Source organism: Enterococcus termitis (genome assembly GCF_001730305.1).
Taxonomy (GTDB): Bacteria; Bacillota; Bacilli; order Lactobacillales; family Enterococcaceae; genus Enterococcus_L; species Enterococcus_L termitis.
Map to the genome: position 1 here is coordinate 96,010 of NZ_MIJY01000012.1, position 24,537 is coordinate 120,546.

Sequence of the window (24,537 nt, forward strand, 5' to 3'; positions counted from 1 at the left end):
TATTTACGCTTAATTTTGTCAAAAAGAAAAAAATTACCTTAAATTTCACTGATAGTAGTGGCTTAGCTATTTTAATTCTTTCCTCTGCAGCTGACTCATTGTATACTAAAAAAAATAAGTTAAAGCGAGGACATCTACATGACTAAACGAGCATTGATCGTTATCGATCTGCAAAAAGGCTTAAATCATTCCGGAACCGGATTGTTTCAACTAAATGATTTCCTGAAAGGAGTCAACCAACGAATTGCAGACTATCGCATGCATAAGCTGCCGATCATTTTTATTCAACATGAAGATGACGAACTGATTCTTAACAGCCAAGACTGGCAATTATTTGATGAGCTAGATGCTCAAGACGAGGACATTTATATTGGAAAAACGCATGCTAACTCGTTTTTCAACACCTCTCTTAAACAATGTCTCGAAGACTTATCGGTTACAGAGCTTGAATTTTGCGGCGCTCAAACTGAATATTGTGTCGATACAACCATTCGTATGGCACATGGCTTGGGCTACACAGGTTTTATGAAAAAAGGGCTCAGCACCACATTAAATAATGACTTACTTGGAGCGAAAACGATTATTCAACATCATGAACAATTATGGAATAATCGCTTTTTGACTTTTATTTAATGCATTTCGATGATTCTTTGTCTTGATTCATTTTAACATAATTGTCGGCTAAAAAATTAAAATTATCTCATGATATCTCTTAGTCATCGTGATAGTATAGCTAAGGGGTATTTGTTGAGCTATTTAATGATGAATGTATTTATCACTCAATTATATCGATTTTACTATTTTAATGATGGAGGAATGTATAAAATGAAATTTACGAAAAGACAAATTCAAGACACTCTTTACGTAACAATTGGCTCTTTTATTCTAGCTGTATCAATCAATTCAGTACTGCTTCCAAATAAAATCGTTGCTGGAGGCGCAAACGGAATCAGCGTAGTTATCAATCATCTTTTCGGCATCAGTCCTGCTTTGGTATTATATGCAATCAATTTACCACTGTTAATACTTTGCTTTTTATTGCTGGGGAAAGATGTGGGGATCAAAACCATTTATGGTAGTTTGATTTATCCATTTTTTGTAGGGATCACAGCGAACTTTCCTGTATTGACCCATAACATTTTTCTAGCCACTCTCTTTGGAGGAATTTTAACTGGGATCGGGTTAGGTCTGGAATTCAGAGGGAATGCTTCGACTGGCGGAACAGCTATTATTTCTCAAATCGTCAATAAATATTTCAAAATCTCACTAGGGGTATCGATTCTCTTCGTGGATGGTCTTGTGATTTTATCAGCGCTCTACGTATTTAACACAGATACGGTCTTATTCTCATTGATTTGTCTTTACATTATTGGTCGTGTGGTCGATATGGTTCAGGTCGGCTTTGTTCGTTCGAAAAATGTTCTGATCATTTCACCAAAATATATGGAAATCAAAGAAAAAATCTTGATTGATATGGACAAAGGACTAACCATGATTCCAATCGAAGGCGGTTATCAACAAAATAAAAGTATGTTAATGATGACCGTGATCAGTGAAAAAGATTTTAGTCGCATCAAAGAAGATGTCCTTGCAATCGATGAAGAAGCCTTTATCGTTTCAATGAATGCAAGTGAAGTCTTTGGACGCGGTTTTAGCTTGAAGAAAATTGCGGAAGAATATGGGATTGAAACGAATAACTTATAGAAAATAAAAGAGCAGCTTCGTGATGAAAATGTCACGAAGCTGCTCTTTTATTTTATCCATTTTACTTGAATTTATCGCATTGCAAGCTAACTGCTTCACCATTTGCAATTAAATGCTCTGCATGTTTTTCACCCCAGGTACAAAGCAAATCCAAAATTTCGCCCAGTGACTCACCATATTCGCTTAAGCTATACTCTACTTTTGGCGGAATTTGATTATAGACTTTTCGATCGATGATATTGTCTTGCTCCAACTCTCTTAATTGCTGCGTCAGCATCTTTTGTGATATTTTGGGGATTGCTCTGTGCAATTCACTTGTCCGCATCACTTGATGCCTTAAATTGCAAAGAATGATCGGTTTCCATTTTCCTCCGATGACATCCACCGTGACTTCTACCCCGATATTGTATTCTTTTTCAACTGTTGTCTGTACCTTTTCCATCGAAACCGCATCCTTTCGTTTTCTATTAAAGCAAAGAACTGTTGATAAATCAATTACTTACTTTTAGGTGTGTATAAAACTTTAAAGTACGTACTGTTCAAACGAACAGGCGGCTGATACTATAGGTATATTCTAAAAGTGAAAGGAAGAGACACAATGATTCAATCATTAACTGATACGATTTTATTAAATAATGGCGTAAAAATGCCTGGTTTTGGCTTAGGCGTCTTTCAAGTGAGCAATGAAGAAACAATTTTTTCAGTTCAAAAAGCCATCGAAGCAGGCTATATTAGTATCGATACTGCACAAATATACGGAAATGAAGCAGGTGTTGGCGAAGGAATCCGGCGCGGACTGGCAGCTACAGGTAAGACACGTGAAGAGTTATTCATCACTACGAAACTCTGGAATCACAACCTAAACTATGAGCAAACCATTTCCGCATTTGATGAAAGCTTGTTAAACTTAGGTTTGGATTATGTAGATCTATATTTGATTCACTGGCCTGGAGACAATGAATTTCTAGCACCTTGGAAAGCCATGGAAGATTTATATGCAGCAGGAAAAATCAGAGCAATCGGTGTAAGTAATTTTGAACGCCATCATTTAGAAACCTTATTGGAATCCGCAAAAATCAAACCTGTTTTAAATCAAATAGAATTGCATCCGCGATTAGCTCAAAAAGAAATGCGTACCTTCGCAAAGGAAAACAACATCGCTATAGAAGCATGGGCTCCTTTGATGCAGGGGCAATTACTACAAGATCAAACTATTTTAGCCCTTGCAGAAAAGTATCAAAAATCCGCCGCGCAAATCATTTTACGCTGGCATATCCAACACGGGATCATCGTGATTCCAAAATCTATGAAAGAAGAACGAATCGCAAGTAATGCAGCGATTTTTGATTTTGAATTATCCGAACAAGACTTAGAGATAATCGATCAATTGAACAACGGTACTAGAGTTGGTCCACATCCAGATTTATTCTTTTTTGAATAAACAAATTACGAAGGAGGCAACAATATGGATATGGGAATAAAAGGGAAAACAGCACTTGTTACCGGCTCAACAAAAGGAATTGGTAAAGCGATTGCTGTGGCATTCGCAAAAGAAGGTGCAAACGTACTCATCAACGGCCGCAATGAACAAGAGGTTCAACAAGTCGTCACTGAATTGAACCAGCAATATCCCTCAGCCACAGCACAGGCAGCCACAGGAGATATTGTAAACCCTGCGCATCGGGAAAAACTATTTTCACAATTTCCTAAAGTAGATATTCTGATCAATAATATGGGGATTTTTCAACCTATGGCATATGAAGAAATCGACGATGCAACGTGGGAAACGTTCTTTCGTACAAATGTCTTAGCTGCTAATGCATTAGTTAAATTTTATTTACCGACAATGCTGGAAGAAAATTCTGGCAGAGTCCTCTTTATTGCCAGCGAAGAAGCCATCATGCCTTCTGGTGAAATGCCGCAATACAGCATGACTAAAACCATGCAGCTTTCTTTAGCAAAGAGCTTATCTAAACTCACAAAAGGCACACTGGTCACCGTTAATACAATTATGCCTGGCTCTACTATGACCGAAGGCGTTCGTGATATGATTGAAAAGATGTATCCTGATCCAGCCTTGTCCTTAGAAAAAAAAGAAAAATTATTTATGCACAATAATCGACCACTTTCTCAAATTCAACGTTTGATCGATCCAGCGGAAATCGGACGTTTAGCAGTATTTGTGAGTAGCCCTTATGCTTCTGCCTTTAGCGGGGCAGCGATTCGCATGGACGGTGGTATGGTGCCGACGATTTTCTAAAAAAGTGCTACATTGAAGTTGACACAGACATGTTTAATCCCCAGATAAAAAAAGAGGAGATGCACAAAATTGCTCTACAATTTTTGTGCATCCCTCTTTTTCAGAAAGAAGTACTTCTAGTATCAAAGTTTCTTCAGATTTTCCAAGCTTTCATAATGACTTGCAAAGTTATATCCAAAGCTTAATATAACAGTCAACTTGATTATTAGTCCTCTTCTTTTAATAACCCTTTAAACAGTCCAACCGCAAAATCATTTGCATCGAATGGTTCTAAATCATTGATTCCTTCACCTAGTCCAACTAGCTTCACTGGTAAATGAAGCTCATTACGGATCGCTAGTACAATACCACCTTTAGCAGTACCATCTAGTTTCGTAAGAACCAAGCCTGTAACATCTGTCGTTTCTTTAAACTGTTTTGCCTGTGACATTGCATTTTGCCCTGTCGTTGCATCAACAACAAGTAACACTTCATGAGGCGCATCAGGTATCTCACGCTGAATCACACGTTTGATTTTCTCTAACTCTTTCATTAGATTGACCTTGTTTTGCAAACGACCAGCAGTATCTACTAATAAAATATCAGCATTTTCTGTTTTAGCACGCTCCACCGCATCGAAAACAACAGCCGCAGGATCGCCGCCAGCATTTCCACGAACAACCTCTACACCCGCACGTTCACCCCAAACAACTAATTGATCGATCGCTCCTGCTCTAAATGTATCTGCCGCGGCCATCAATACTTTTTTACCTTCTTGCTTGAACTCATGTGCTAACTTACCGATACTTGTCGTTTTACCTACACCGTTGACTCCTACAAACAGCATCACTGTTAAGCCGTCGGTTTGAATATTCAGTGCATTATTTTCTTCTACACCTTCTGCTTCATATAAATCAACCATTTTTTCAATGATTGTATTTTGGATCACCGCAGGTTTCTTTGCATTACGCAGTTTTACCTCTTGACGGAGTGATTCAGTGATTTTGATCGCTGTATCAAAGCCAACATCGGCACCGATCAAGGTTTCTTCTAGTTCTTCGAAAAAGTCCTCGTCTACCGAACGGAAATTAGCAAATAGTTCATTCAACCGTTGCCCAAAGGTTTTCCGCGTTTTTTCTAATCCTTTTTCATACTTTTCCTGTACCACGATCTCTTCTTGAATTTCTTCAACGACCTCAGGTTCAATCGTTTCTTCCTGCGGTATTTCATCCGTTATTGGCTGTGGTTCATCTACTGCTTCTGATTCTGCCTCAGCTTCCAGCTCTTTTTCTACGACAGGTTCAGCTTCCTCTTGTTGTGGTTGCTGTGGTTGTTCCTGATCAGCAGCTTCCGAAGTTGATTCTTCCAACGTTTCATCTATTTCCATATCGGCTGGTTTTGTTTCTTTTTCATTCATAAATGCCTTTTTTATTTTATCAAAAAATCCCATTTAATTTCCCCCCTTCAACGGTTCTAAAACAAATTTTTCAACAGCTTTTGCTACGCCATCATTATCATTTGTATCTGTGATCACATCTGCTAAAGCTTTCACACTCGCTACAGCATTTTCCATCGCAACGCCAAGACCGGCATATTCGATCATCGGCAAATCATTTTCCTCATCACCGATCGTCATGATTTCTTCTTGCTTGATGCCTAAATCTTTGGCCAACAGAGAAATTCCATATGCTTTTGTGATTCCTTTAGGCATAAATTCCAATAAATTACTTCTCGTTTTAATTACTTCATATCGTTCATAGAATTCGCTCGGTATTTTTTTGATTTGTTCATCAAGATATTCTTCATCGATGGCAACGACCGCTTTATTGTAAATACGATCCGTTGTCATTTGAGCTAATTCCACAGGTTCAAAGGTCAGCAGATTATTTAACTGGCTGTATAAGGATATATGGTCTTCAGAAACCGGCAGCTGCAACACTGTTCCATCAGATAAAATATCCAACGGTACATTTAATGTTTTAGCTAATTCGTGTAGTATATGGATATCCTCTAACGGCATCAAATTCTTTTCGATGATCTCTCCCGTATCATTTTTTTGAACCAATCCGCCATTAAACGTGATACTATAATCACCATCATCGCACAATCCTAACGTTTCCAAATAGCCTTCAATCGCAGCTAACGGACGCCCTGTACATAAAACAACCTTAACACCAGCAACTTTTGCCTGCGCTAAAACTTCTTTATTTCTAGTCGAAATCTCTTTCTCACTTGTAAGTAACGTACCATCCAAATCAATAGCAACCAATTTAATCAAATAAAAACCTCCTTAATTTAAAAGCGGAACAGGCTCATTCTGCTCTGACTGAAAAATAGGAAATGTTGATTGAGATGCTTTTTATCTCACTCTACATTTATCTTTTTTCCGAAGAGCTAGCCTGTGTAGCTGGATAACGAATAAAAGCGGAACAAATCGTCTAATCCTGTAGAAAATTAGGAAATTGACTTTGAGGCGCTTTTTGCCTCACTGGCTATTTGTCTATTTTCCTAAGGATTGATTTGTGTAGCTGGATAGAAATAAAAGCGGAACAAGCCGTTTAGCCTTGACAGAAAAATAGGAAAAATAAAATATGGCGCTATTTGCCATAATTTATTTTTATCTTTTTTCCGAGAGGCTGGCTTGAGCAGCTGGATAATACCAATGATCAACACTTTCTTGCGAAAGTCTTGTACTGTTCATCATCAACTCAAATCCTTTTCGTTGTGATTCTCAGTAAAAGCGGAACAAATCGCTTAGTCCTGTAGAAAATTAGGAAATTGACTTTGAGGCGCTTTTTGCCTCACTGGCTATTTATCTATTTTCCTAAGGTTTGATTGGTGCTAATGTTCATCACGAGCCACTCTCTGAAACGATCGCTCCGCCTTCTTTCACTTCTTCTAAGCGGACAGAAACAATTTTAGATACTCCGGACTCCTGCATTGTCACTCCATACAGCACATCGGCTGCCTCCATCGTTCCTTTACGGTGCGTAACAACGATAAATTGAGTATCGTCTTCAAATTCACTTAAATAATGACCAAAACGAGAAACATTGGCATCATCTAAGGCAGCTTCCACTTCATCCAATACACAAAATGGTACTGGTCGTACACGGATAATCGAAAAGAGCAACGCAATAGCCGTCAACGCTCGTTCTCCACCAGAAAGTAAACTTAAATTCTGTAGCTTTTTACCTGGAGGCTGCGCCTCAATTTCTACCCCAGTATTCAGTAAATCATCTGGATCGGTTAAAATCAATTCCGCTCGACCGCCGCCAAACATATTAGGAAATACTACTTTAAATTGAGCACGGATAGCTTCAAAAACTTCACTAAAACGAGCCTTGACCTCTTCATCCATCTCGTTCATCGTTTCAAACAATTGATCTTTTGCATCTAATAGATCATCTCGTTGGGATACTAAAAATTCATGTCGTTCATTGACCTGTTCATATTGCTCGATCGCATTAAGATTGACTGGCCCTAAGCGTTCGATATCACGTTTCAATCGTTTTACTTCGATTTTAGCTTGTTCCTTATCAAGTGTTAGCTCATAATCTTCATTTGCACGTTCAAACGTCAAACTGTATTCTTCTTGCAAATATTGCAGCGAATTATCCAATTTGATCTCAGAACGGTTTTTTTCAACTTCGATTTTGGTTTGCTCTGTTAACAAATGCTGCTGCTGTTTATTTTCTTCTGCTAACCCAGCATCGATTTGATCCACTTGTTCTTGTAATTGTTGACGATTGGTTTTCGCTTCTTGAATACTGGTTTGCAGCTGTTCTTTTTTCTCTGCCAGTTGTTCTAATTGAACAGCTAGGCTTTCTTCAGTGACTTGGTGATCTGTCGAATGATCATTCAACTGCTGTAATTGTTGACGTAAAGCAGTCTCGCGTGCTAAAAATTCATCCAGCTGAGTTTGCTTTTCCGCCAATTGCTCAGTTAAATGAGCTAACTGCTCGGCTGCTACTGCTTGATCTGCCTGAATCTGATTGTAGCGTTCAAAGGCTTCTGCACGTAACGTTTCCATCTGGCTGGCTTCTTGATCGACTTGTTTCATTTCTTTATCTAAATTATTTCGCTTTTGTTCAAGCTCTTGTTGTTGTTCTGTCAGCTCTTGTTTTCGTCTTTGATACTCTGTTAAGAACTGATGCAACTCACGGGCTTCAAATTCAAAAAGTCGTTGTTCTTTCGTTAAACGAGTGATTGTTTCTTCTTGGTTCGCTAGTTTATTCTGAAGCTCTTGTTGTTTTAAACGACTGATTTCACCTGCTGAACGTAATTGTTCCAGCTGTTCGTTTAGCAGCTTCACTTCGTCTGTCAGTTGCTGCACTTCTTTTTCAGTATTTGCCAGTTGTTTTTCCACACGTTCCATTTGTTCGGTTAAGGTTTGAAGCTCCTGTGTTTGAGAAAACAGACTGCCTTGATTTCCTCGTTTATTCGCCCCACCAGTCATTGAACCACCGGAATTCATGACATCTCCTTCTAAAGAAACGACACGATACTGATAATTGACTGCCTTGGCCAGCTGATTGGCACTTTCCAAGCTTTCTGCTAGTAATGTAACGCCTAAAAGGTTTTGGATGACATTGCTAACTTCATCTGAATAATGAACCAGCTCACTTGCGATTCCTAAGAATCCCGGCACATTACTCACTCGATCGCGAACCGCATTGGACACATTTCTAGGCTTGATCGTGGTCAACGGTAAAAACGTTGCTCGACCACTATGCTGTTGTTTTAAAAAAGTGATCCCAGCACGTCCATCTTTTTCATTTTCAACCACAACATGCTGCGCTGCACCGCCCAAAGCTGTTTCAATCGCTACTGTAAACTCTTTAGGTACATCGATCAATTCAGCCACCGCTCCAACGATTCCATTCAGTTGGTCTTTGTGTTTTAAAACCGCTCGAACGCCTTGGTAAAATCCAGAATAATTTTCTTGGATTTCTTGTAAACTCTTTTGACGAGCTTTAGCCTGCTGAACTTGGTTCATCGCTTGGTACATTTGCTTTTGCTTCGCTGCTAATTGGGCTTGTTTTTGATCTAGCTGATGCTTCACTTGTGTATATTGTTCTCTTTGATCAGTTAGCGACTGGTCAGAAGCAGTCAACTGCTCTTCAACTTGGTCTTTTTCAGCCAAGGCCTCTGCCATTTGTTTTTCCAGCGCTTCATGTTTTTGAATCGACTGTTGATTTTTTGCCGTTTCCTGTTGATATTGGCGCTCTAGATATTTTAAATCATTCGTTGTACTTGCTTGCTCCTGCATCACTTCAACGTATTGACTGCGGAGTTCTTCCAATAATTCTTTTGAGGACTTGCTGTATTTTTCAACTTCTTGTTCAGACACATGGATCGCTTCAACCAATGTTTCACGATGTACTTTTTTCTCCGCTACCTTTGCTTGCAGATCTTGCACTTCTTCACGGTAACGTGTGATTTTCTCAGCATTTTCTTCCAATGACTGTTGATATTCAGTTGCTGTTTGCAGTGTATGCTTTGAACGTTCCACCAAAACATTCTTTTGACCTTCTGTTTGTTTCAATGCTTCTGTGATCTGTAAAAGCTGCTGCTGTTCTTTTTCGATTTGCTCATCCAGCTTGTTGCGCTTTCCACGCAGTTGGAATAATTCATCTTCTGAATCGCGAATCTTTTTACTTGCAGTGCTTAGCTTTTCTTCTATTTCCGTTAGTTCTGCCGTTTTGATTTCCCAAACTGCTTTTGCGGCTTCGATTTCTGTAACGGTCAAGCTTACATCGATTTCCGTCAGTGTCTCTTTTAGTTTCAAAAACTCCTTGGCCGCTTCGCTTTGGGCAGCTAGAGGAGTCAGTTGGTCTTCTAATTCGTAAATGATGTCTTGTACACGACTTAAATTATCTTCTGTCTCAAACAATTTTTGTTCTGCTTTTTTCTTGCGTTGTTTGTATTTCAAGACCCCAGCTGCTTCTTCAAAAATTCCGCGTCGGTCTTCAGGCTTGCTATTAAAAATCGCTTCGACTTTCCCTTGAGAAATAATCGAAAAAGATTCCTTTCCTAACCCGGAATCCATAAATAAATCATGGATATCTTTTAAACGACAGGATTGCTTATTGATAAAAAAGTCACTTTCCCCGGTTCGACGGAACCGACGTGTAACACTAATATCAGTAAAATCCAACGGCAAAAAATGATCACTATTATCTAATACAACCGTTACTTCTGCTATGTTCAGTGCTTTACGGCCTTCTGACCCGGCAAAAATAATGTCCGGCATCTTTCCACCGCGAAGACTTTTCGCCGATTGTTCGCCTAAAACCCAGCGGATCGCTTCAGTGATGTTGCTTTTTCCGCTGCCATTCGGACCGACGACAGCAGTCACTCCATTTTCAAAATCTATAACGGTTCGATCCGCAAAGGATTTAAATCCTGCGATCTCAATTCGTTTTAAATACACGAATAAAACGGCTCCTTCCAAGCTTACTCAGGATATTTTTTAAGCGCTCGTTCAGCGGCATCCTGTTCTGCTAATTTCTTTGACTTTCCTTGTCCTGTGCCGATCAGTTTTTCATCAACATACACTTCGATTGAAAAAATCCGATCATGTGCAGGTCCTTCTTCATTGACTAGGCGGTAGTCAATATTTACGTCTCCTTGACGTTGTAGTACTTCTTGTAAATGGGTTTTATGATCCATCTCATGTGAAAAAGCACCAGCATCGATTTTTGGAAAAACGACTTCTGCAATAAATTTCTTCGCTGCACCAACTTTTTGATCTAAATATAATGCGCCTAAGAAAGCTTCAAATAAATCGCAAAGCAGCGCTGGGCGTTGGCGGCCACCAGAATTTTCTTCTCCTTTTCCTAGAAGAATATATTGGTCGAAGTGACATTCTTTCGCAAATTTTGATAAACTATCCTCGCGAACGATTGCCGCACGCATTTTTGTCAGTTTGCCTTCCGGCATTTCTGGAAATTGCTTGTATAGATATTGAGAAACCAATAGTTCTAAAACAGCATCTCCTAAAAATTCTAAGCGCTCATTGTCAGATAGTTTTAAATAGCGATGCTCATTCACATAGGATGAATGTGTAAAAGCCTGTTCTAACAGGTTGACATCATGGAAAACAATGCCGTAACGTTCTTTTAGTTCGGTAGTTAACTGATTGTCCATTTTCTACATTCCTTTAAGTTTATTTACAACCTTCTCTATTATACTTTTTTTTCCAGTATTTTTAAATGGTTAGGGGAGAATTGCCGTAAAATCACACATGAATCCTCATATTTGAACAATTTACTTAGCATTTTATCGTTGCTATAAGGTTTCTTATTCAATCCTTAAAGAAATAACCTCAATTTTACTAGGTAAAAAAAAGCGCCCAAGATTGAACTGATCCGAAAAATGACTCTTTTCAGGATCGCTAAACCTTTGACGCTCTTTTTTCAGTTAATTACCAAAAAATCGATTTATTTCTATTTGGGCTGATTCTGGTGAGTCTGAAGCATGAATGACATTTTGAGAGCTGTCGCCTCCATAATCTCCACGAATCGTTCCCGGTTCTGCTTTTAAGCTATTTGTTGCACCAATCATCTTTCTGACTGTTTTTATGACCTCTGTTCCTTCTAAAATAAGATAAACCACTTCTGAAGATGTCATATAAGTAATCATGTCTTCAAAGAAATCAAATTGTTTCACATGAGCATAATGCTCTTCTGCTAATTCCCGAGTCATTATTGCCACTTTTAGCTGACGAATCGTTAATTGTTTTCGTTCGAATCTTTGAAGTATTTCTCCTACTAACTTACGCTTTACACCATCCGGTTTAATAATAATCAACGTTTGCTCCATCTGCCTTCTACCTCCGATTCATTCCAGCGAAAATGTAAACGCTTAACATAGAGGTTATCATCACTAAGAACATCTGTCTAGTATATAGGTGACAAAAAAGAAAATTGGTTTGTTTAAACTGAATAGGATACCATTGATGATCTGTCTTTATAAATACAATAATACAGAGAAAATCAGCGTAACAAACAGCTATGACTTTCTCTGTATTTTACATTTATCTTGTTTCTGATGTTAATTCAATATCATAATAATCTTTAGTATCTTCATAGTTCCAAGTGAAAGATTTTACACGGTTATTGATCGGCATAATTTCATTACGATACAATGTTGGAATAACAGAGGCCTGTTCAAACATATATTTTTGCCACGCATCATATGCTTCCTTACGTTTTGTATCGTCAAATGAAGCGTTTGAGTTGATCGCTTTCAATAGCTTATCATTTTCTTCAGAAGTAAAACGAGAGTAGTTGAACGCTGCACTGCGACTATATAATCCTGCTGGAGAAGGTGCACTGTTAACACCCCATGCAGCTTGGAAAACATCGATTTCTGGATCATCATTTTTGATTTTATCGTAAAATGCTTGGAAATCAATAAGACGGCCCGTTGCTAATTTAACATCTAAACCAATTTTTTTCCATTGTTGTAGATAGTAATCTGCTAAAGGTTGAGCAGTTTCGCCACCTGCCATTGAAGCAAAGTTGATGGTTAATTTTTCACCCTTAGGATTTTCTCTAAGTCCATCGTCATCTGTATCTTTATACCCAGCGTCATCTAAGATTTTATTTGCCTTATCTAAATCGTATTGATACCCTTTTACATCTGTATTATGCAATGTTTTAAAGATTGGTGGAATCAATGTTGTTGCACCGGTACGTAACCCGTTATAGAATTTTTGACCGATTGCATCATTATCCATCGCATAGCCCATTGCCTGACGTAGTTTCACATCAGCCATTTTTGCATCTGGATTCATGATTGATTCGCCTTTTTCTTTGTCATAAGTACCTAATTTAAACCCAACATACGTATAAGCTAGTTCTTCGCGCCCTAGCATTTGATAACTTTCCGAATCTTTATAGGTTGGGTAATTATCTGTCGGCATTGAATACACCATATCATATTTCTTCGCTTTTATAGCTTCAACGATCGATGCGGTTGGTACGTTTGTGAATACGATTTTATCCAATTTAGGTTTCCCTTGATAGTAATGCTCATTCGGTAAGTATTCTACTGATTCGCCTGTTACGATTTTACTCATATAATAAGGACCAAATGTTACTGGGTTCTTACGGACGGCATCACTTTTTTCTTGATCTTTGATTGGAATATCTTTAAAAATGTGTTCTGGCATAGCACTTGTATAAACACCACCATCTAATTGCAGCATGCCTGGGTTCATTTCTTTATATGTTACTTCGATTGTTTGATCATCTACTTTTTTGATACCAGATATAGCATCAGCTTTTCCATCATGATATTCATCCATTCCGACAATGTTAGTAAAGTTGTCATCATAACGAATTCCTGTGTAGTCTTTATTTCCGATCACTTCATATGGATAAATCAAATCATCAGCGGTTACAGGTTCCCCATCTGACCATTTAATATCTTTTTTCAATGTGATTGTTGCTTTTTTATTATCAACATCTATCTCTAGCTTGGCAGCACCATCATCGTTAATAACAAAGTCTTCGTCATAACCAAATAATGGTTCATCAGAAGGTCTCATATAATGATAATCATAAGAATCTTGATAATATATCTTAGAAAACAACCCTGTAAACTGTGTATCTGAAGCAACAGCTACTTCCAAAGTCCCACCTTTGATCGCCTCTTTGTCATTTTTTACTTCTAAGGTAAATTTACTGATATCCTCAGTATCTACATTCTTATTGCCTGAATTCGATTTCTTACCTCCACCGCATGCAGCTAACGTTACGGCTACCACTGCTGTCAGTGTAATTAAACCCAAAAGTTTTTTACTTTTCACATTATTTCCCCCTCTTCTAGCCTAAACGTTGTCTAGCATCTGCTGAACGCTTAAACGCCTGGCCTATATAATTTATACATAACATCATTACTAAAATCAGTGCTGATGCAGGTACCCAAATCCATGTTTTATTTGCTAAAACATCACCATTGCTGGCATATCCGATCAATGTCCCAAGACTTGGCACATTTGTCGGCAAACCAAAACCTAAGAACGTCAGAGTTGTTTCAATTCCGATATTTGCCGCAAAATTGATTGTTAAGTTCGTAATAATCAGTGAACTTAAATTCGGCATGATTTCTCGAAACATGATTTTAAAATCACTACTTCCTAAGGTTTTTGAAGCACTCACATAATCTCTTCTGACTTCAGATAATGTTTTACTTCTGAATAATCGCGCTTTGGCTACCCAATAAAATGCACTCATGATCCAAACGAAAGACCATACATTATAATTTGGAATGATTGTAACAAACACAATGACAATCATCATAATCGGTAAAATCATAATAAAATCAACAACACGCATCACAGCATTGTCAAACATTCCGCCATAATAACCCGAAACGATACCGATACTTACACCGATAATCGATGTCAAGATCGTAATCGCAAAACCGATCACCACAGAATTACGGGCACCAATGATCAGCTGTCCTAGCACATCACGACCGCCTTCGTCTGCTCCCAGTATAAAGTTTCCACCAGGTTCGGCATATTTGTCTAAAATACTGACCATCATCACCTTATCTTGATCAGTCAATAGAGCACCAATAAACACAATCAATAAAATGGCTACTAACAATACCAATGAAAAAATGGCTAACTTATCTTTTTTAAATTCTCTTGCAATCATTCTAAATCCCATCGGGGGGATCGCTTCTGGTACAACGGCTACTGCACTTTCTTTATTTTTATCCATTTCGTTTCTTCCTCTCCTTAAAATTGATTTTTTATTGAACTCGAATTCTTGGGTCTACAATACTCATTACAATATCTGAAACCAGATTTCCAATAAGCGTTGCAACGCCTAAAATCAATACTAAGGCTGTAATCACTGCATAATCACGCTGTCCGATCGAATCGATAAACAACTTTCCAATCCCTGGATAACCAAAGATTTTTTCTATTACTACCGATCCACTGATTAACGCCGTAATCTCGTAACTTAACTGAGAAACAATTGGTAAAGAAGCATTTCTGAAAATATGTCTGGTATACACTTTATTTGTTGGTACCCCTTTTGAACGAGCTGTTCGAACATAGTCTAACGACTGAGAGTCAATAACTTCATTACGTAAATATTGAATCGTGATAGCCGTTCCAAGCAATGCTTGGGAAAGGGCAGGTAAAATCAAATGATAAAACCGATCCCAAATATAAACACCTGTGCCAGGCTCAACGCCGCTGGAAATTGAACCTGTTGTTGGAAACCAATCCAAACGGTAACCAAAAACAAACAACATAACGAGTGCAAAAATAAATGGCGGCACCGCAAAACTGAAAAAGTTATAGATCACAACAAATTTATCTAAAATAGAATTTTGATAGCGACCTGATAAAACACCCAATGGTAAAGCAATAGCGTACATGATTACAACCGTTACTAATGAAAGAAGAATCGTATTCACTGCACGACTGCCAATCAAGGTTGACACTGGCAGTTTAAAAATAAAGCTTTCACCAAAATCGCCATGGAAAACATTAACGATCCAACGAACATATTGTGTTGTCCAAGGATCATTCAAGCCAGCTGATTCCCGCATTCTTTCTATCACTGCGGGATCTGTATTCGGGTTGATCAATCCCGTAAAAGGATCTCCCGGCATCATTTTAGCCAACATAAAAATCAAAACACTCAAAATCAGAATTTGAGGAATCATAAAGAGTACACGTCGTAAAATCGTTTTCCACATTAAACTGCACCTCCATCTTTCAAAGCCACTTGATGTGTCTCACTGATTTTACGTAGATCATACACACGGCCGTTCTGATCATAATATTCACTCTGATCAGCAAGATATTCCTGCTCCACCTGACGCCTTTGCATTTTATGCTCTTTCCGATGCGCTACATCAATTTTAGGGATAGCAGAAAGCAAGCGTTTCGTATAGATATGCTGCGGATTGTTATAGATATCCTCACGCGTTCCGATTTCTACAAAACGTCCCTTGTACATGATCGCAATATTGTCACACATATGTTTTACAACTCCTAGATCATGGGAAATAAACAGATAACTCAACCCATATTCTTCTTGAATATTTTTCATAAAATTCAAGACCTGAGCCTGAACAGATAGATCCAATGCCGAAACCGGCTCATCTGCAATGATCAGCTTAGGATTAGTTGCTACCGCTCGTGCAACACCTAAACGCTGACGCTGGCCTCCAGAAAATTCGTGAGGATATTTATACAAGGCATCTTCCGGCATTCCTACGATATCCAGCAATCCTTTGACCTTTTTCTTTTCTTCTTGATCACTTAAACGCTCAAAATTACGAATGGGTTCCGCAATAATATCTACTACTCTTTTTTTAGGATTCAAACTGGACATTGAGTCTTGGAAAATCATTTGAACGTCTTTATTGTATTTCATTGCTTTTCGATTTCGTGCCTTCGTTACATCTTGTTCTTGATATAAAATACTGCCGCTAGTCACTTTTTCTAAGCCGACAATCGCTTTTCCTGTTGTTGATTTTCCAGAGCCAGATTCGCCGACTAAACCATATGTTTGTCCTTTCTCGATAATGAAATCAACACCATCCACTGCTAATACATGGTCTGTTACCCGATTAAAGAATCCACTTCGGATAGGATAATGAACCTTTAGGTCTTTGATTTGAATGATTTCTGCCATTAAACTTCCTCCTGCTCATCTCTAAAATGAAAATCCTGATAGCAAGTACAGCGGACAAAATGCCCCTCTGCCACTTCATGTAAGGCAGGAATCTGTTCATGTGCTTCTGAAGAAATCCAAGGGATTCTAGGAGCAAAACGACAGCCAGTTCTAGGTAGTTTACTTAACGAAGGAACCACTCCTTCAATCACATGTAATTGGCTATTTTCAGAATTTTCTTGCGGAATAGACTGCAATAAAGAGCGTGTATAAGGATGCTTAGGATTACTGAACAATTCTTCAGCAGTAGCCACCTCAACAAATTGCCCTGCATACATCACAGCAACTTTATCCGCCATTTCTGCCACAACACCTAAATCATGTGTAATCAAAATAATTCCCGCTCCAGTCTCCTCTTGCAGGTCTTTCAATAAATCTAAAATTTGCGCTTGGATCGTCACGTCTAATGCTGTTGTCGGCTCATCAGCAATAATAATAGCTGGTTTACAAGCAATTGCTATCGCAATAATCACACGTTGCCGCATTCCGCCCGAAAGCTCATGTGGATATTGTTTCCCTACTCGATCTGGATTAGGAATCCCAACTTGCATCAATAACTCGATCACTCGTGCTTGCTTTTGTTCAGCAGTCATATCTGTATGATAGGTCAGACTTTCTTTGATCTGGTCTTCAATTCGCATCAACGGATTCAATGCAGACAAAGGATCTTGAAAAATCATCCCAATATCATTGCCGCGAATCTTGTTGTATAACTGTTCGTTAAAGGTCGTTAAGTTCAACTCTTTATACACAATTTCTCCACTTACTCGAGTATTATTAGGATCATGCAACCCCATAATAGTTGTCGCCAGTGTGCTTTTTCCACATCCAGACTCACCAACAATTGCTAAAATTTCATTTGCGCCTAACTCAAATGACACATCATCAACTGCATCATAATACGTATCTTTTAAACGAAACGCCGTGTGCAAATGCTGCACATCTAGTAGTTGATTTCCCTCTTCCACACTGATACACTCCTCTATAATTCTTGTGCTGCTTGATATTTTTAAATTGTATACTAGGTCCTGTTTTTCTTTTCTAATCTTTTTGTAATCTTTTTAGTTAATTGTATATAACTCTTGAACAAAAATCAACTTTTTGGTTAAAATAAATAATTATAAGGTAATCAAAATCCCCCTTATGAATAATAGATATAATTTTCAGTCTAAAGTATATTCAAAAAATGATCATACTACCGAACTACACACTTTTCGCACTATACATCCTTTGATTTCAGCATGAATACAGTCAATAGCTATTTCGACTATTTTCAAACAAAAAAAAGAAGCAAAACGCTAGCGTTTTGCTTCTTTTCATTTGTTTATTATAAGTTATTCATAATATAATCTACAGCGGCACCAACTGTTTCAATCTTCTCTGCATCTTCATCCGAAATTTCTGTACCAAACTCATCTTCAAGCTCTAAAACAAATTCCATTACACTAATAGAATCTGCATTCAAGTCATCTTTAATGTTTAATTGATCTGTCACTTTTTCAGCATCAATATCAAAGTGGTTTGAGATAATCTTCGCTACTTTTTCTAATACTTCTTCACGAGTCAACTGTATTCACCTCCACTGCTTTTGAACAGCGCTTTTCTTTTAGAGTTAAACGCTATGATACATTGTACTCACAAATGATCGATTTGTCCATCTTTTTTTGCAATCTTATTACAGAACAGTTGCAATCTGGTTGCGAACGCTCTTATTCCTTCGTTTCATAATAGCTGACAAGCTGAGGAACAACTTCTGTTTTCAGCATAGTATGAATTTGACGAATCGTATATCGAACAGCTTCTGGACCCGTTGAGCCATGTGTTTTGATGACTGGTGCTTTCAATCCAAAGAGTACTGCACCACCATGCTTAGAATAGTCCATTTCACTTTTCATTCCGCGTAACGCATTTTTTAAAAGGAGCGCACCCATTTTTCCTTTGACACCCTCTGCTAGAATCGATGATTTTAGAAGTCCCATCATATTTAATGCTGTGCCTTCAATGGATTTTAAAACAGCATTCCCTGTAAATCCGTCAGTAACAACCACATCTGCGGCTCCACTCAAAAGGTCACGCGCTTCGACATTCCCGATAAAATGGATTCCTTCTTCCTCTGAAAGCAACTCGAAAGCTTTTTTCGTCAACTCACTGCCCTTTGTTTCTTCTGTTCCATTGTTTAAAAGTGCAACACGAGGCTTTTGGATATTTCTCACTTTTTCAGCATAAAAAGAGCCTAATACTGCATATTGAACTAAATGTTCCGGTTTGTTATCGGCATTTGCTCCTAGATCCAGCATATCAAATCCACCATCTGGTTGACCAATTACTGGTAATGTGGACATCAAGCCTGGACGTTCAACATTTTTGATCCGCCCCACAATAAATAAACCTGCTGCTAATAACGCACCTGTATTCCCGGCAGAAAAAATCGCATCCGCTTCACCATTTTTTACTGCTTGAGCAGCTAGAACCATCGAAGCCGTTTTCTTTCGACGGATCGCTTTGACTGGCTCGTCATCACTACTGATTTTTTCGTCCGTATGGATAATCGTAATATTCGTTTCATCTGTAACATATTTTCTAATTTCAGTTTCTTTTCCATAAAGTAAAAACTCAATATCAGGAAAATCCTGTTTAGCAAGCATCACACCTTCAACAATAGCCTGAGGTGCATGATCGCCTCCCATTGCATCAACAGCAATCTTCATATAATAGTCCCTCCTAAATAAGTACAATAAGTAGTATAACATATAGAAAAGCGGAACGAGCCGCTTAGACCTTGAACAAATTAGGAAAATGATGGAAAGATGCTCTTTATCTTTCCAGCATTTTATCTATTTGTCGAAAGGTCTGGCTCGTGTAGCTGGATCAAGAAAAGCGGAACGAGCCCGTTTAGTCTCGACTGAAAAATAGGAAATGATGATTGAGACGTTCTTTGTCTCACTCCTCATTTATCTTTTTTTCGAGAGACTGGCTTGTGTAGCTAGATTAAAAGAATGGATCAACACTTTCTTCGAAAGTCTTGTACTGTTCAACATCAAATCATTCCATTCTTTGTATTTCTCAGCAAAAGCGGAACAAAGCGTTTAGCTCTCTTGAAAATTAGGAATCTGGCACTGAAATGCTCTTTGTTTCATTGACAGATTATCTATTTTCCTTGAGAATTGCTTTGTGCAGCTAGATCAAAAAAATGGATCAACACTTTCTTCGAAAGTCTTGTACTGTTCAACATACCAGCTAAATTTACTAATCAAAAAACTGCTGCTCGTTCTCGTTCAACTTGATCTTTTCAGCAGCGCTTCGATACTCCGGCAACAGCCACCACTGTTCTTTTTTCCAAATGGCATTGGCTTCTTGACGGGCAACTTCGAGGATATTGAAGTCTGTAACAATATCTCCCACTGCAAATTGTGGAATCCCAGATTGCCTAGCGCCAAATACTTCACCTGGACCGCGTAACTCCAAATCTTTTTCACTTAATACAAAGCCGTTATTCGTCTCTGTCATAATCTTCATTCGTTCTACACCCATCTCATTTTTAGGGTTAGCAACTAAAATACAATAAGACGCCTCAGAACCTCGACCAACTCGACCACGTAACTGATGTAGTTGAGCAAGACCAAAACGATCCGCATCCATAATAAGCATAACTGTCGCATTTGGTACATTGACACCTACTTCAATTACCGTAGTGGAAACGAGAATTTGTAGTTTATTTTCTTTGAATTCCTGCATAATTCCATCTTTTTCTTGATTCTTCATTTTCCCATGAAGTAGGCCTACTTGGTAATTAGGATTAAAAAAGGCAGACATATGCTCAAAGATTTCTGTCGCATTTTTTACATCTAACGCTTCAGATTCTTCGATTAGCGGACATATCACATATGCTTGATGACCACGCGCCAACTCCTTTTGCATCCATTCCAGCACAGTGTCTAATTGTGGTGGTCGAATCCAACGTGTTTCGATCGGAATTCTTCCTGCCGGCATCTCATCGATGATCGACACATCCATTTCCCCAAAAGCCGTAATTGCCAGAGTTCGCGGAATCGGAGTTGCAGTCATAAATAAGACATCTGGTTTCAACCCTTTTTCTCTCAAAATTCGACGCTGATTCACACCAAAACGATGTTGTTCATCGGTAATCACCAGCCCTAAATGATGGAAAATAACATCTTCTTGAATCAACGCGTGAGTACCAATAATGATATCGATTTCCCCAGTTGCCAGCTGTGCCAAAATTTCCCGACGTTCTTTTGCTTTAGTCGAGCCTGTTAATAGAGCCGTTCGAACCTCTAAAGGATCATACAGTTGCTGCAAGCTCTCCATATGCTGTTGTGCTAAGATTTCAGTTGGTACCATCAACGCACCTTGAAATCCAGCTGTCATTGTTGCATACAGCGCGATTGCTGCGACAACGGTTTTCCCGCTACCAACATCTCCTTGCAGTAAACGCTGCATATGGTTTGGACTCATTAAATCCCGACAGATTTCATTTGTCACATTCTTTTGGGCAGCAGTCAATTCAAACGGCAGCTTTGCAGTAAATGCTTTTAGGCGCTCAACATCATATTGTATACTTAATCCGTTTTTTTCTGCTTTTTCTTGTCGTTTTAAGCCTTGCATTTTCAATTGGAAGAAAAAGAATTCTTCAAAAACCACTCGGCGCTTTGCCTGATGACTTTCTTCTGGATCGCGCGGAAAGTGCATCGCAAAGATAGCTTCTTTCCTTGAGATCAACCGATATTTTTCCAATAGATCTTGTGGTAGAATTTCTGGAATCAATTCGCCATATTTATCAAAGCCTGTGCGGATAAGCTGAATCAGACTGCTTTGCCGCACCTTTTTATTCACATGGTAAATAGGTGCAAAATCTTCGCCATCGTCTTTTGCAGCTAAAATCTTCATGCCATTCAATGATTTACGTTTAGCATCCCATTTTCCATAAACTGCGATTTCTTCTGACATCACGATTTTATCTTTTAAATAGGGCTGGTTGAAAAACGAGACATTGATTACGGCATGATCCTGCATCATTCGAAACATTAAACGGCTTTTTTTGTAACCATAACGGCTGACCACTGGCTCCGACACGACTAATCCTTTAAGTGTCACTTTTTCTTGATCTTGAATTTCATTTAACTCTTTTTCTTGAATATCCTCATAACGAAAAGGGTAATAAGTCAGCAGATCTTCGATCGTTTGAATGCCTAACTCTTTTAAATTCTCAGCACGTTTTGGTCCGACACCTGACAGCACACCGATATCATCTGATAAATCCACTTATTTTCCGCCTTTCATTACTAAATACGAATTTTTTCGGTTTTTTCTTCATTTGTATTAATATATCATTTTTAAACATATAAAAAAAGCCAAACAAAAAGTGTCTGGCTTTTATAGGTCATTGATTATTCAGCTGAAAACAGGTAAGGATACACTGGTTGTCCACCTTCATGAAGTTCTGTTTCAAGCTCTTCAAATTCAGTCGTCAGTGCTTCTGCAAACTGCTCAGCTTCTTTCATTGTACCACCTTCACCGACAATGATCGTGACGATTTCAGTTTCTTCATCGATCATGCGTTTTAGTGTATCTAATGAAGCTTTAGACATATCTGGTTCAGAAACAACGATTTTTCCGTCGATCATACCTAGATAATCATCTTTTTTGATTTCAACATTATCGATTGTTGTATCACGTACAGCTGTTGTGATTTGTCCGCTGACTACACTTTCGATCATTTCAGTCATCGTTGCTTTATTATCTTCAAGTGATTGTTGATCATTGAAAGCAAGCATCGCTGTCATTCCTTGAGAGATTGTTTTCGTAGGTACAACGGCTACAGGGATATCAGCTACTTCGGCTGCTTGATCAGCTGCCATGAAGATATTTTTGTTATTAGGCAAAATGATGACTTGGTCAGCATTCACTTCTTTAACAGCTTTTAGAATATCCTCTGTACTTGGGTTCATTGTTTGACCACCACTGATAATGTAGCTGGCACCAAGGCTGCGGAATAATTCCTGAACCCCTTCTCCAGCTGCAATAGCAATCACTGCATATGGTACACGTGCTTTAGGTGCTGAAGCAACCTGTGCATCATGTTCCACTAATGTTTCATGCTGTAAACGCATGTTGTCTACTTTGATCTTTACAAGTGAACCAAATTTTTGACCATAGTTCATTACTTCACCTGGATGTTCTGTATGAACGTGAACTTTGATGATTTCATCGTCATTGACAACAAGTAACGAGTCACCTAGTTCATTTAGATAGTTTCTAAATATTTCATAATCAAACTCACTGTCAACCGTCGGACCTTCTCCGATTTTGACCATGATTTCTGTACAATATCCAAATTTGATGTCTTCTGTCGCAACATGTCCACTGACACCACGATGATGCTCAGCATTGACCATTTCGTCCATTTCCCCTGGTGTTGGTTCGTAGACTTCTGTTGCCAAGAAATTGCCCGATAGAGCTTCTAAAAAGCCCTCATAAATAAACAATAACCCTTGACCACCACTGTCGACAACGCCTACTTCTTTTAACACAGGTAAAAGATCTGGTGTCTTAGCTAGTGCTCGTTTAGCACCTTTTACAACGGCTTCCATTACTTCAATACAATCGTCTGTTTCTTTTGCTTTACGCTCACCAGAACGGGCAGCTTCCCGGGAAACAGTCAAAATTGTTCCCTCTACAGGTTTCATTACAGCTTTATAGGCAGTTTCTACTCCATGAGTAAACGCTGCTGCTAGGTCTTTTGCATTCAGTGTAGCAACATCTGGAATTTGTTTAGAAAAGCCACGGAATAATTGCGATAAAATAACTCCAGAGTTTCCTCGAGCGCCCATCAATAATCCTTTAGAAAGGACCGTTGCTAGCTCTCCGACTTTTTCGGAACGAGAATCTGCTACAGCTTTTGCTCCACTTGTCATGGATAAATTCATATTTGTTCCTGTATCACCATCTGGGACAGGGAAAACATTCAATGAGTTGACATACTCTGCATTGACATGCAGACGACTCGCACCAGCCTGAACCATTTCTTGGAACTGACCTGCACTGATTTCTGTTACATTCACCTAAAAATCCTCCTTTAGATTGCTGCTAATAGACGAAATTTTTTTCTTCTATTTAACAGTCGGTTGCCTAGTCAGGCAAGACACGAACACCTTGTACAAAAACGTTGACAGAATTAGCAGTGACACCAAGTAATGTCTCAAGGTTGTATTTGACTTTTTCTTGTACATTTCGAGAAACTTCTGAAATTTTTGTTCCATAGCTTACAATTGTATATACGTCGACCGCAACGCCATTTTCTTCTTGACGTACGACAACACCTTTAGAATAGTTCTCTTTACGCAAAATGCCATTTAAATTATCTTTGATTTGGTTTTTACTAGCCATACCGACGATTCCGTAGATATCTGTCGCAGCTCCGCCAACTACAGTAGCGATAACCTCATTGGTAATCTCAATGGTGCCTGCTGGTGTTTTGATTTTTACAGCCATTGATGAAAGCCTCCTTAAAGAGCATAATTGCCCTATTTTCTTCTATAATATTTTAACATAGCCACCTCTTAATGAAAAGGAAGTTCATCAGATTATTATAGAGCGTCTCATCGTAGTACTCAATATTTGTATAATTTACATTGTTTGTAGGAAATTGTCAATTACGCAAAAAATACAAGATCTGATGTCAACCATCAAATCCTGTACGCACATTTTTATAAATGTTTCATTGCTCTTACTGAAACTAAGCATTCTTCTCCATTGCTCATCTCGACGATTCGCTCGCTTTTTATAACCTTACTGATATGATCTCGATTGATTAAGTATGATTTATGACACCTATCAAACATAATAGAGATGATC

Annotated in this window: 21 protein-coding genes; 4 read left to right on the plus strand and 17 right to left on the minus strand. The window is 38.5% G+C overall.

Annotated elements, in window-relative coordinates:
- Positions 1 to 138: 138 nt before the first annotated feature.
- Together BCR25_RS07815 and BCR25_RS07820 are read left to right on the plus strand one after the other, a co-directional pair.
- Positions 139 to 633: a cysteine hydrolase family protein gene (locus BCR25_RS07815; RefSeq protein ID WP_069663062.1), complete on the plus strand. Its 495-nt coding sequence runs from the start codon at positions 139 to 141 to the stop codon at positions 631 to 633.
- A 192-nt stretch (positions 634 to 825) separates the two neighbouring features.
- Complete coding sequence (locus tag BCR25_RS07820; protein ID WP_139124550.1) at positions 826 to 1,704, plus strand: YitT family protein; 879 nt, start codon at positions 826 to 828, stop codon at positions 1,702 to 1,704.
- A gap of 61 nt (positions 1,705 to 1,765) precedes the next feature.
- Here the strand turns inward: BCR25_RS07820 and BCR25_RS07825 are convergent, their stop codons facing one another.
- Positions 1,766 to 2,146 (minus strand): winged helix-turn-helix transcriptional regulator, encoded by a 381-nt coding sequence (locus BCR25_RS07825; protein WP_069663063.1) that lies wholly within the window; start codon positions 2,144 to 2,146, stop codon positions 1,766 to 1,768.
- Positions 2,147 to 2,302: 156 nt separating this feature from the next.
- On the opposite strand from BCR25_RS07825, the gene BCR25_RS07830 reads away from it, so the two are divergent.
- Together BCR25_RS07830 and BCR25_RS07835 are read left to right on the plus strand one after the other, a co-directional pair.
- Positions 2,303 to 3,145: an aldo/keto reductase gene (locus tag BCR25_RS07830; RefSeq protein WP_069663064.1), complete on the plus strand. Its 843-nt coding sequence runs from the start codon at positions 2,303 to 2,305 to the stop codon at positions 3,143 to 3,145.
- Between the two features lie 24 nt (positions 3,146 to 3,169).
- Entirely contained in the window at positions 3,170 to 3,964 is a 795-nt protein-coding gene (locus BCR25_RS07835) for an SDR family NAD(P)-dependent oxidoreductase (RefSeq protein ID WP_069663065.1), read from the plus strand.
- Positions 3,965 to 4,169: 205 nt separating this feature from the next.
- On the opposite strand, the gene ftsY is transcribed toward BCR25_RS07835, so the two are convergent.
- From ftsY to BCR25_RS19870, 16 genes are all read right to left on the minus strand, one after another.
- Complete coding sequence (ftsY, locus tag BCR25_RS07840; protein WP_069663066.1) at positions 4,170 to 5,393, minus strand: signal recognition particle-docking protein FtsY; 1,224 nt, start codon at positions 5,391 to 5,393, stop codon at positions 4,170 to 4,172.
- Positions 5,394 to 6,221, minus strand: coding sequence for a Cof-type HAD-IIB family hydrolase (locus BCR25_RS07845; protein ID WP_069663067.1), 828 nt, complete (start codon positions 6,219 to 6,221; stop codon positions 5,394 to 5,396).
- Between the two features lie 573 nt (positions 6,222 to 6,794).
- Complete coding sequence (gene smc, locus BCR25_RS07850; protein ID WP_069663068.1) at positions 6,795 to 10,379, minus strand: chromosome segregation protein SMC; 3,585 nt, start codon at positions 10,377 to 10,379, stop codon at positions 6,795 to 6,797.
- 23 nt (positions 10,380 to 10,402) lie between these two features.
- The gene (rnc, locus tag BCR25_RS07855; protein ID WP_069663069.1) at positions 10,403 to 11,095 is read right to left on the minus strand and encodes a ribonuclease III; all 693 of its coding nucleotides are present in this window, start codon (positions 11,093 to 11,095) and stop codon (positions 10,403 to 10,405) included.
- Positions 11,096 to 11,368: 273 nt separating this feature from the next.
- Positions 11,369 to 11,770 (minus strand): nucleoside-diphosphate kinase, encoded by a 402-nt coding sequence (gene ndk / locus BCR25_RS07860; RefSeq protein WP_069663070.1) that lies wholly within the window; start codon positions 11,768 to 11,770, stop codon positions 11,369 to 11,371.
- 214 nt (positions 11,771 to 11,984) lie between these two features.
- A complete protein-coding gene (locus tag BCR25_RS07865; protein WP_069663071.1) occupies positions 11,985 to 13,763 on the minus strand; it encodes an oligopeptide ABC transporter substrate-binding protein in 1,779 nt (592 codons plus the stop codon).
- A 16-nt stretch (positions 13,764 to 13,779) separates the two neighbouring features.
- On the minus strand, positions 13,780 to 14,685 hold the full coding sequence (locus BCR25_RS07870; RefSeq protein WP_069663072.1) for an ABC transporter permease: 906 nt from the start codon (positions 14,683 to 14,685) through the stop codon (positions 13,780 to 13,782).
- Positions 14,686 to 14,716: 31 nt separating this feature from the next.
- Positions 14,717 to 15,679, minus strand: a complete 963-nt coding sequence (gene opp4B, locus BCR25_RS07875; protein WP_069663073.1) for an oligopeptide ABC transporter permease — start codon at positions 15,677 to 15,679, stop codon at positions 14,717 to 14,719.
- Positions 15,679 to 16,623, minus strand: coding sequence for an ABC transporter ATP-binding protein (locus BCR25_RS07880; RefSeq protein ID WP_069663074.1), 945 nt, complete (start codon positions 16,621 to 16,623; stop codon positions 15,679 to 15,681). Before BCR25_RS07880 ends, opp4B begins: the two co-directional genes overlap by 1 nt.
- On the minus strand, positions 16,623 to 17,630 hold the full coding sequence (locus BCR25_RS07885; RefSeq protein ID WP_069663075.1) for an ABC transporter ATP-binding protein: 1,008 nt from the start codon (positions 17,628 to 17,630) through the stop codon (positions 16,623 to 16,625). The genes BCR25_RS07880 and BCR25_RS07885 overlap by 1 nt, the downstream gene beginning before the upstream one ends.
- Positions 17,631 to 17,989: 359 nt before the next feature.
- On the minus strand, positions 17,990 to 18,229 hold the full coding sequence (gene acpP, locus BCR25_RS07890) for an acyl carrier protein (protein ID WP_069663076.1): 240 nt from the start codon (positions 18,227 to 18,229) through the stop codon (positions 17,990 to 17,992).
- A 142-nt stretch (positions 18,230 to 18,371) separates the two neighbouring features.
- A complete protein-coding gene (gene plsX / locus BCR25_RS07895) occupies positions 18,372 to 19,370 on the minus strand; it encodes a phosphate acyltransferase PlsX (protein WP_069663077.1) in 999 nt (332 codons plus the stop codon).
- Between the two features lie 538 nt (positions 19,371 to 19,908).
- On the minus strand, positions 19,909 to 21,945 hold the full coding sequence (gene recG / locus BCR25_RS07900) for an ATP-dependent DNA helicase RecG (protein ID WP_069663078.1): 2,037 nt from the start codon (positions 21,943 to 21,945) through the stop codon (positions 19,909 to 19,911).
- 125 nt (positions 21,946 to 22,070) lie between these two features.
- On the minus strand, positions 22,071 to 23,744 hold the full coding sequence (locus BCR25_RS07905; RefSeq protein ID WP_069663079.1) for a DAK2 domain-containing protein: 1,674 nt from the start codon (positions 23,742 to 23,744) through the stop codon (positions 22,071 to 22,073).
- Between the two features lie 67 nt (positions 23,745 to 23,811).
- A complete protein-coding gene (locus BCR25_RS07910; protein WP_010761897.1) occupies positions 23,812 to 24,174 on the minus strand; it encodes an Asp23/Gls24 family envelope stress response protein in 363 nt (120 codons plus the stop codon).
- A gap of 215 nt (positions 24,175 to 24,389) precedes the next feature.
- Positions 24,390 to 24,524, minus strand: coding sequence for a LytTR family transcriptional regulator DNA-binding domain-containing protein (locus BCR25_RS19870; protein ID WP_245792100.1), 135 nt, complete (start codon positions 24,522 to 24,524; stop codon positions 24,390 to 24,392).
- Positions 24,525 to 24,537 lie beyond the last annotated feature (13 nt).

What these genes read in the sequence shown, in the direction of transcription:
- BCR25_RS07815 (WP_069663062.1), top strand. Translation starts at nt 139, where the DNA reads ATGACTAAACGAGCATTGATCGTTATCGATCTGCAAAAAGGCTTAAAT.
- BCR25_RS07820 (WP_139124550.1), top strand. Translation starts at nt 826, where the DNA reads ATGAAATTTACGAAAAGACAAATTCAAGACACTCTTTACGTAACAATT.
- BCR25_RS07825 (WP_069663063.1), bottom strand. Translation starts at nt 2,146, where the DNA reads ATGGAAAAGGTACAGACAACAGTTGAAAAAGAATACAATATCGGGGTA.
- BCR25_RS07830 (WP_069663064.1), top strand. Translation starts at nt 2,303, where the DNA reads ATGATTCAATCATTAACTGATACGATTTTATTAAATAATGGCGTAAAA.
- BCR25_RS07835 (WP_069663065.1), top strand. Translation starts at nt 3,170, where the DNA reads ATGGATATGGGAATAAAAGGGAAAACAGCACTTGTTACCGGCTCAACA.
- ftsY (WP_069663066.1), bottom strand. Translation starts at nt 5,393, where the DNA reads ATGGGATTTTTTGATAAAATAAAAAAGGCATTTATGAATGAAAAAGAA.
- rnc (WP_069663069.1), bottom strand. Translation starts at nt 11,095, where the DNA reads ATGGACAATCAGTTAACTACCGAACTAAAAGAACGTTACGGCATTGTT.
- ndk (WP_069663070.1), bottom strand. Translation starts at nt 11,770, where the DNA reads ATGGAGCAAACGTTGATTATTATTAAACCGGATGGTGTAAAGCGTAAG.
- BCR25_RS07870 (WP_069663072.1), bottom strand. Translation starts at nt 14,685, where the DNA reads ATGGATAAAAATAAAGAAAGTGCAGTAGCCGTTGTACCAGAAGCGATC.
- opp4B (WP_069663073.1), bottom strand. Translation starts at nt 15,679, where the DNA reads ATGTGGAAAACGATTTTACGACGTGTACTCTTTATGATTCCTCAAATT.
- BCR25_RS07880 (WP_069663074.1), bottom strand. Translation starts at nt 16,623, where the DNA reads ATGGCAGAAATCATTCAAATCAAAGACCTAAAGGTTCATTATCCTATC.
- plsX (WP_069663077.1), bottom strand. Translation starts at nt 19,370, where the DNA reads ATGAAGATTGCTGTTGATGCAATGGGAGGCGATCATGCACCTCAGGCT.
- BCR25_RS07910 (WP_010761897.1), bottom strand. Translation starts at nt 24,174, where the DNA reads ATGGCTGTAAAAATCAAAACACCAGCAGGCACCATTGAGATTACCAAT.
- BCR25_RS19870 (WP_245792100.1), bottom strand. Translation starts at nt 24,524, where the DNA reads ATGTTTGATAGGTGTCATAAATCATACTTAATCAATCGAGATCATATC.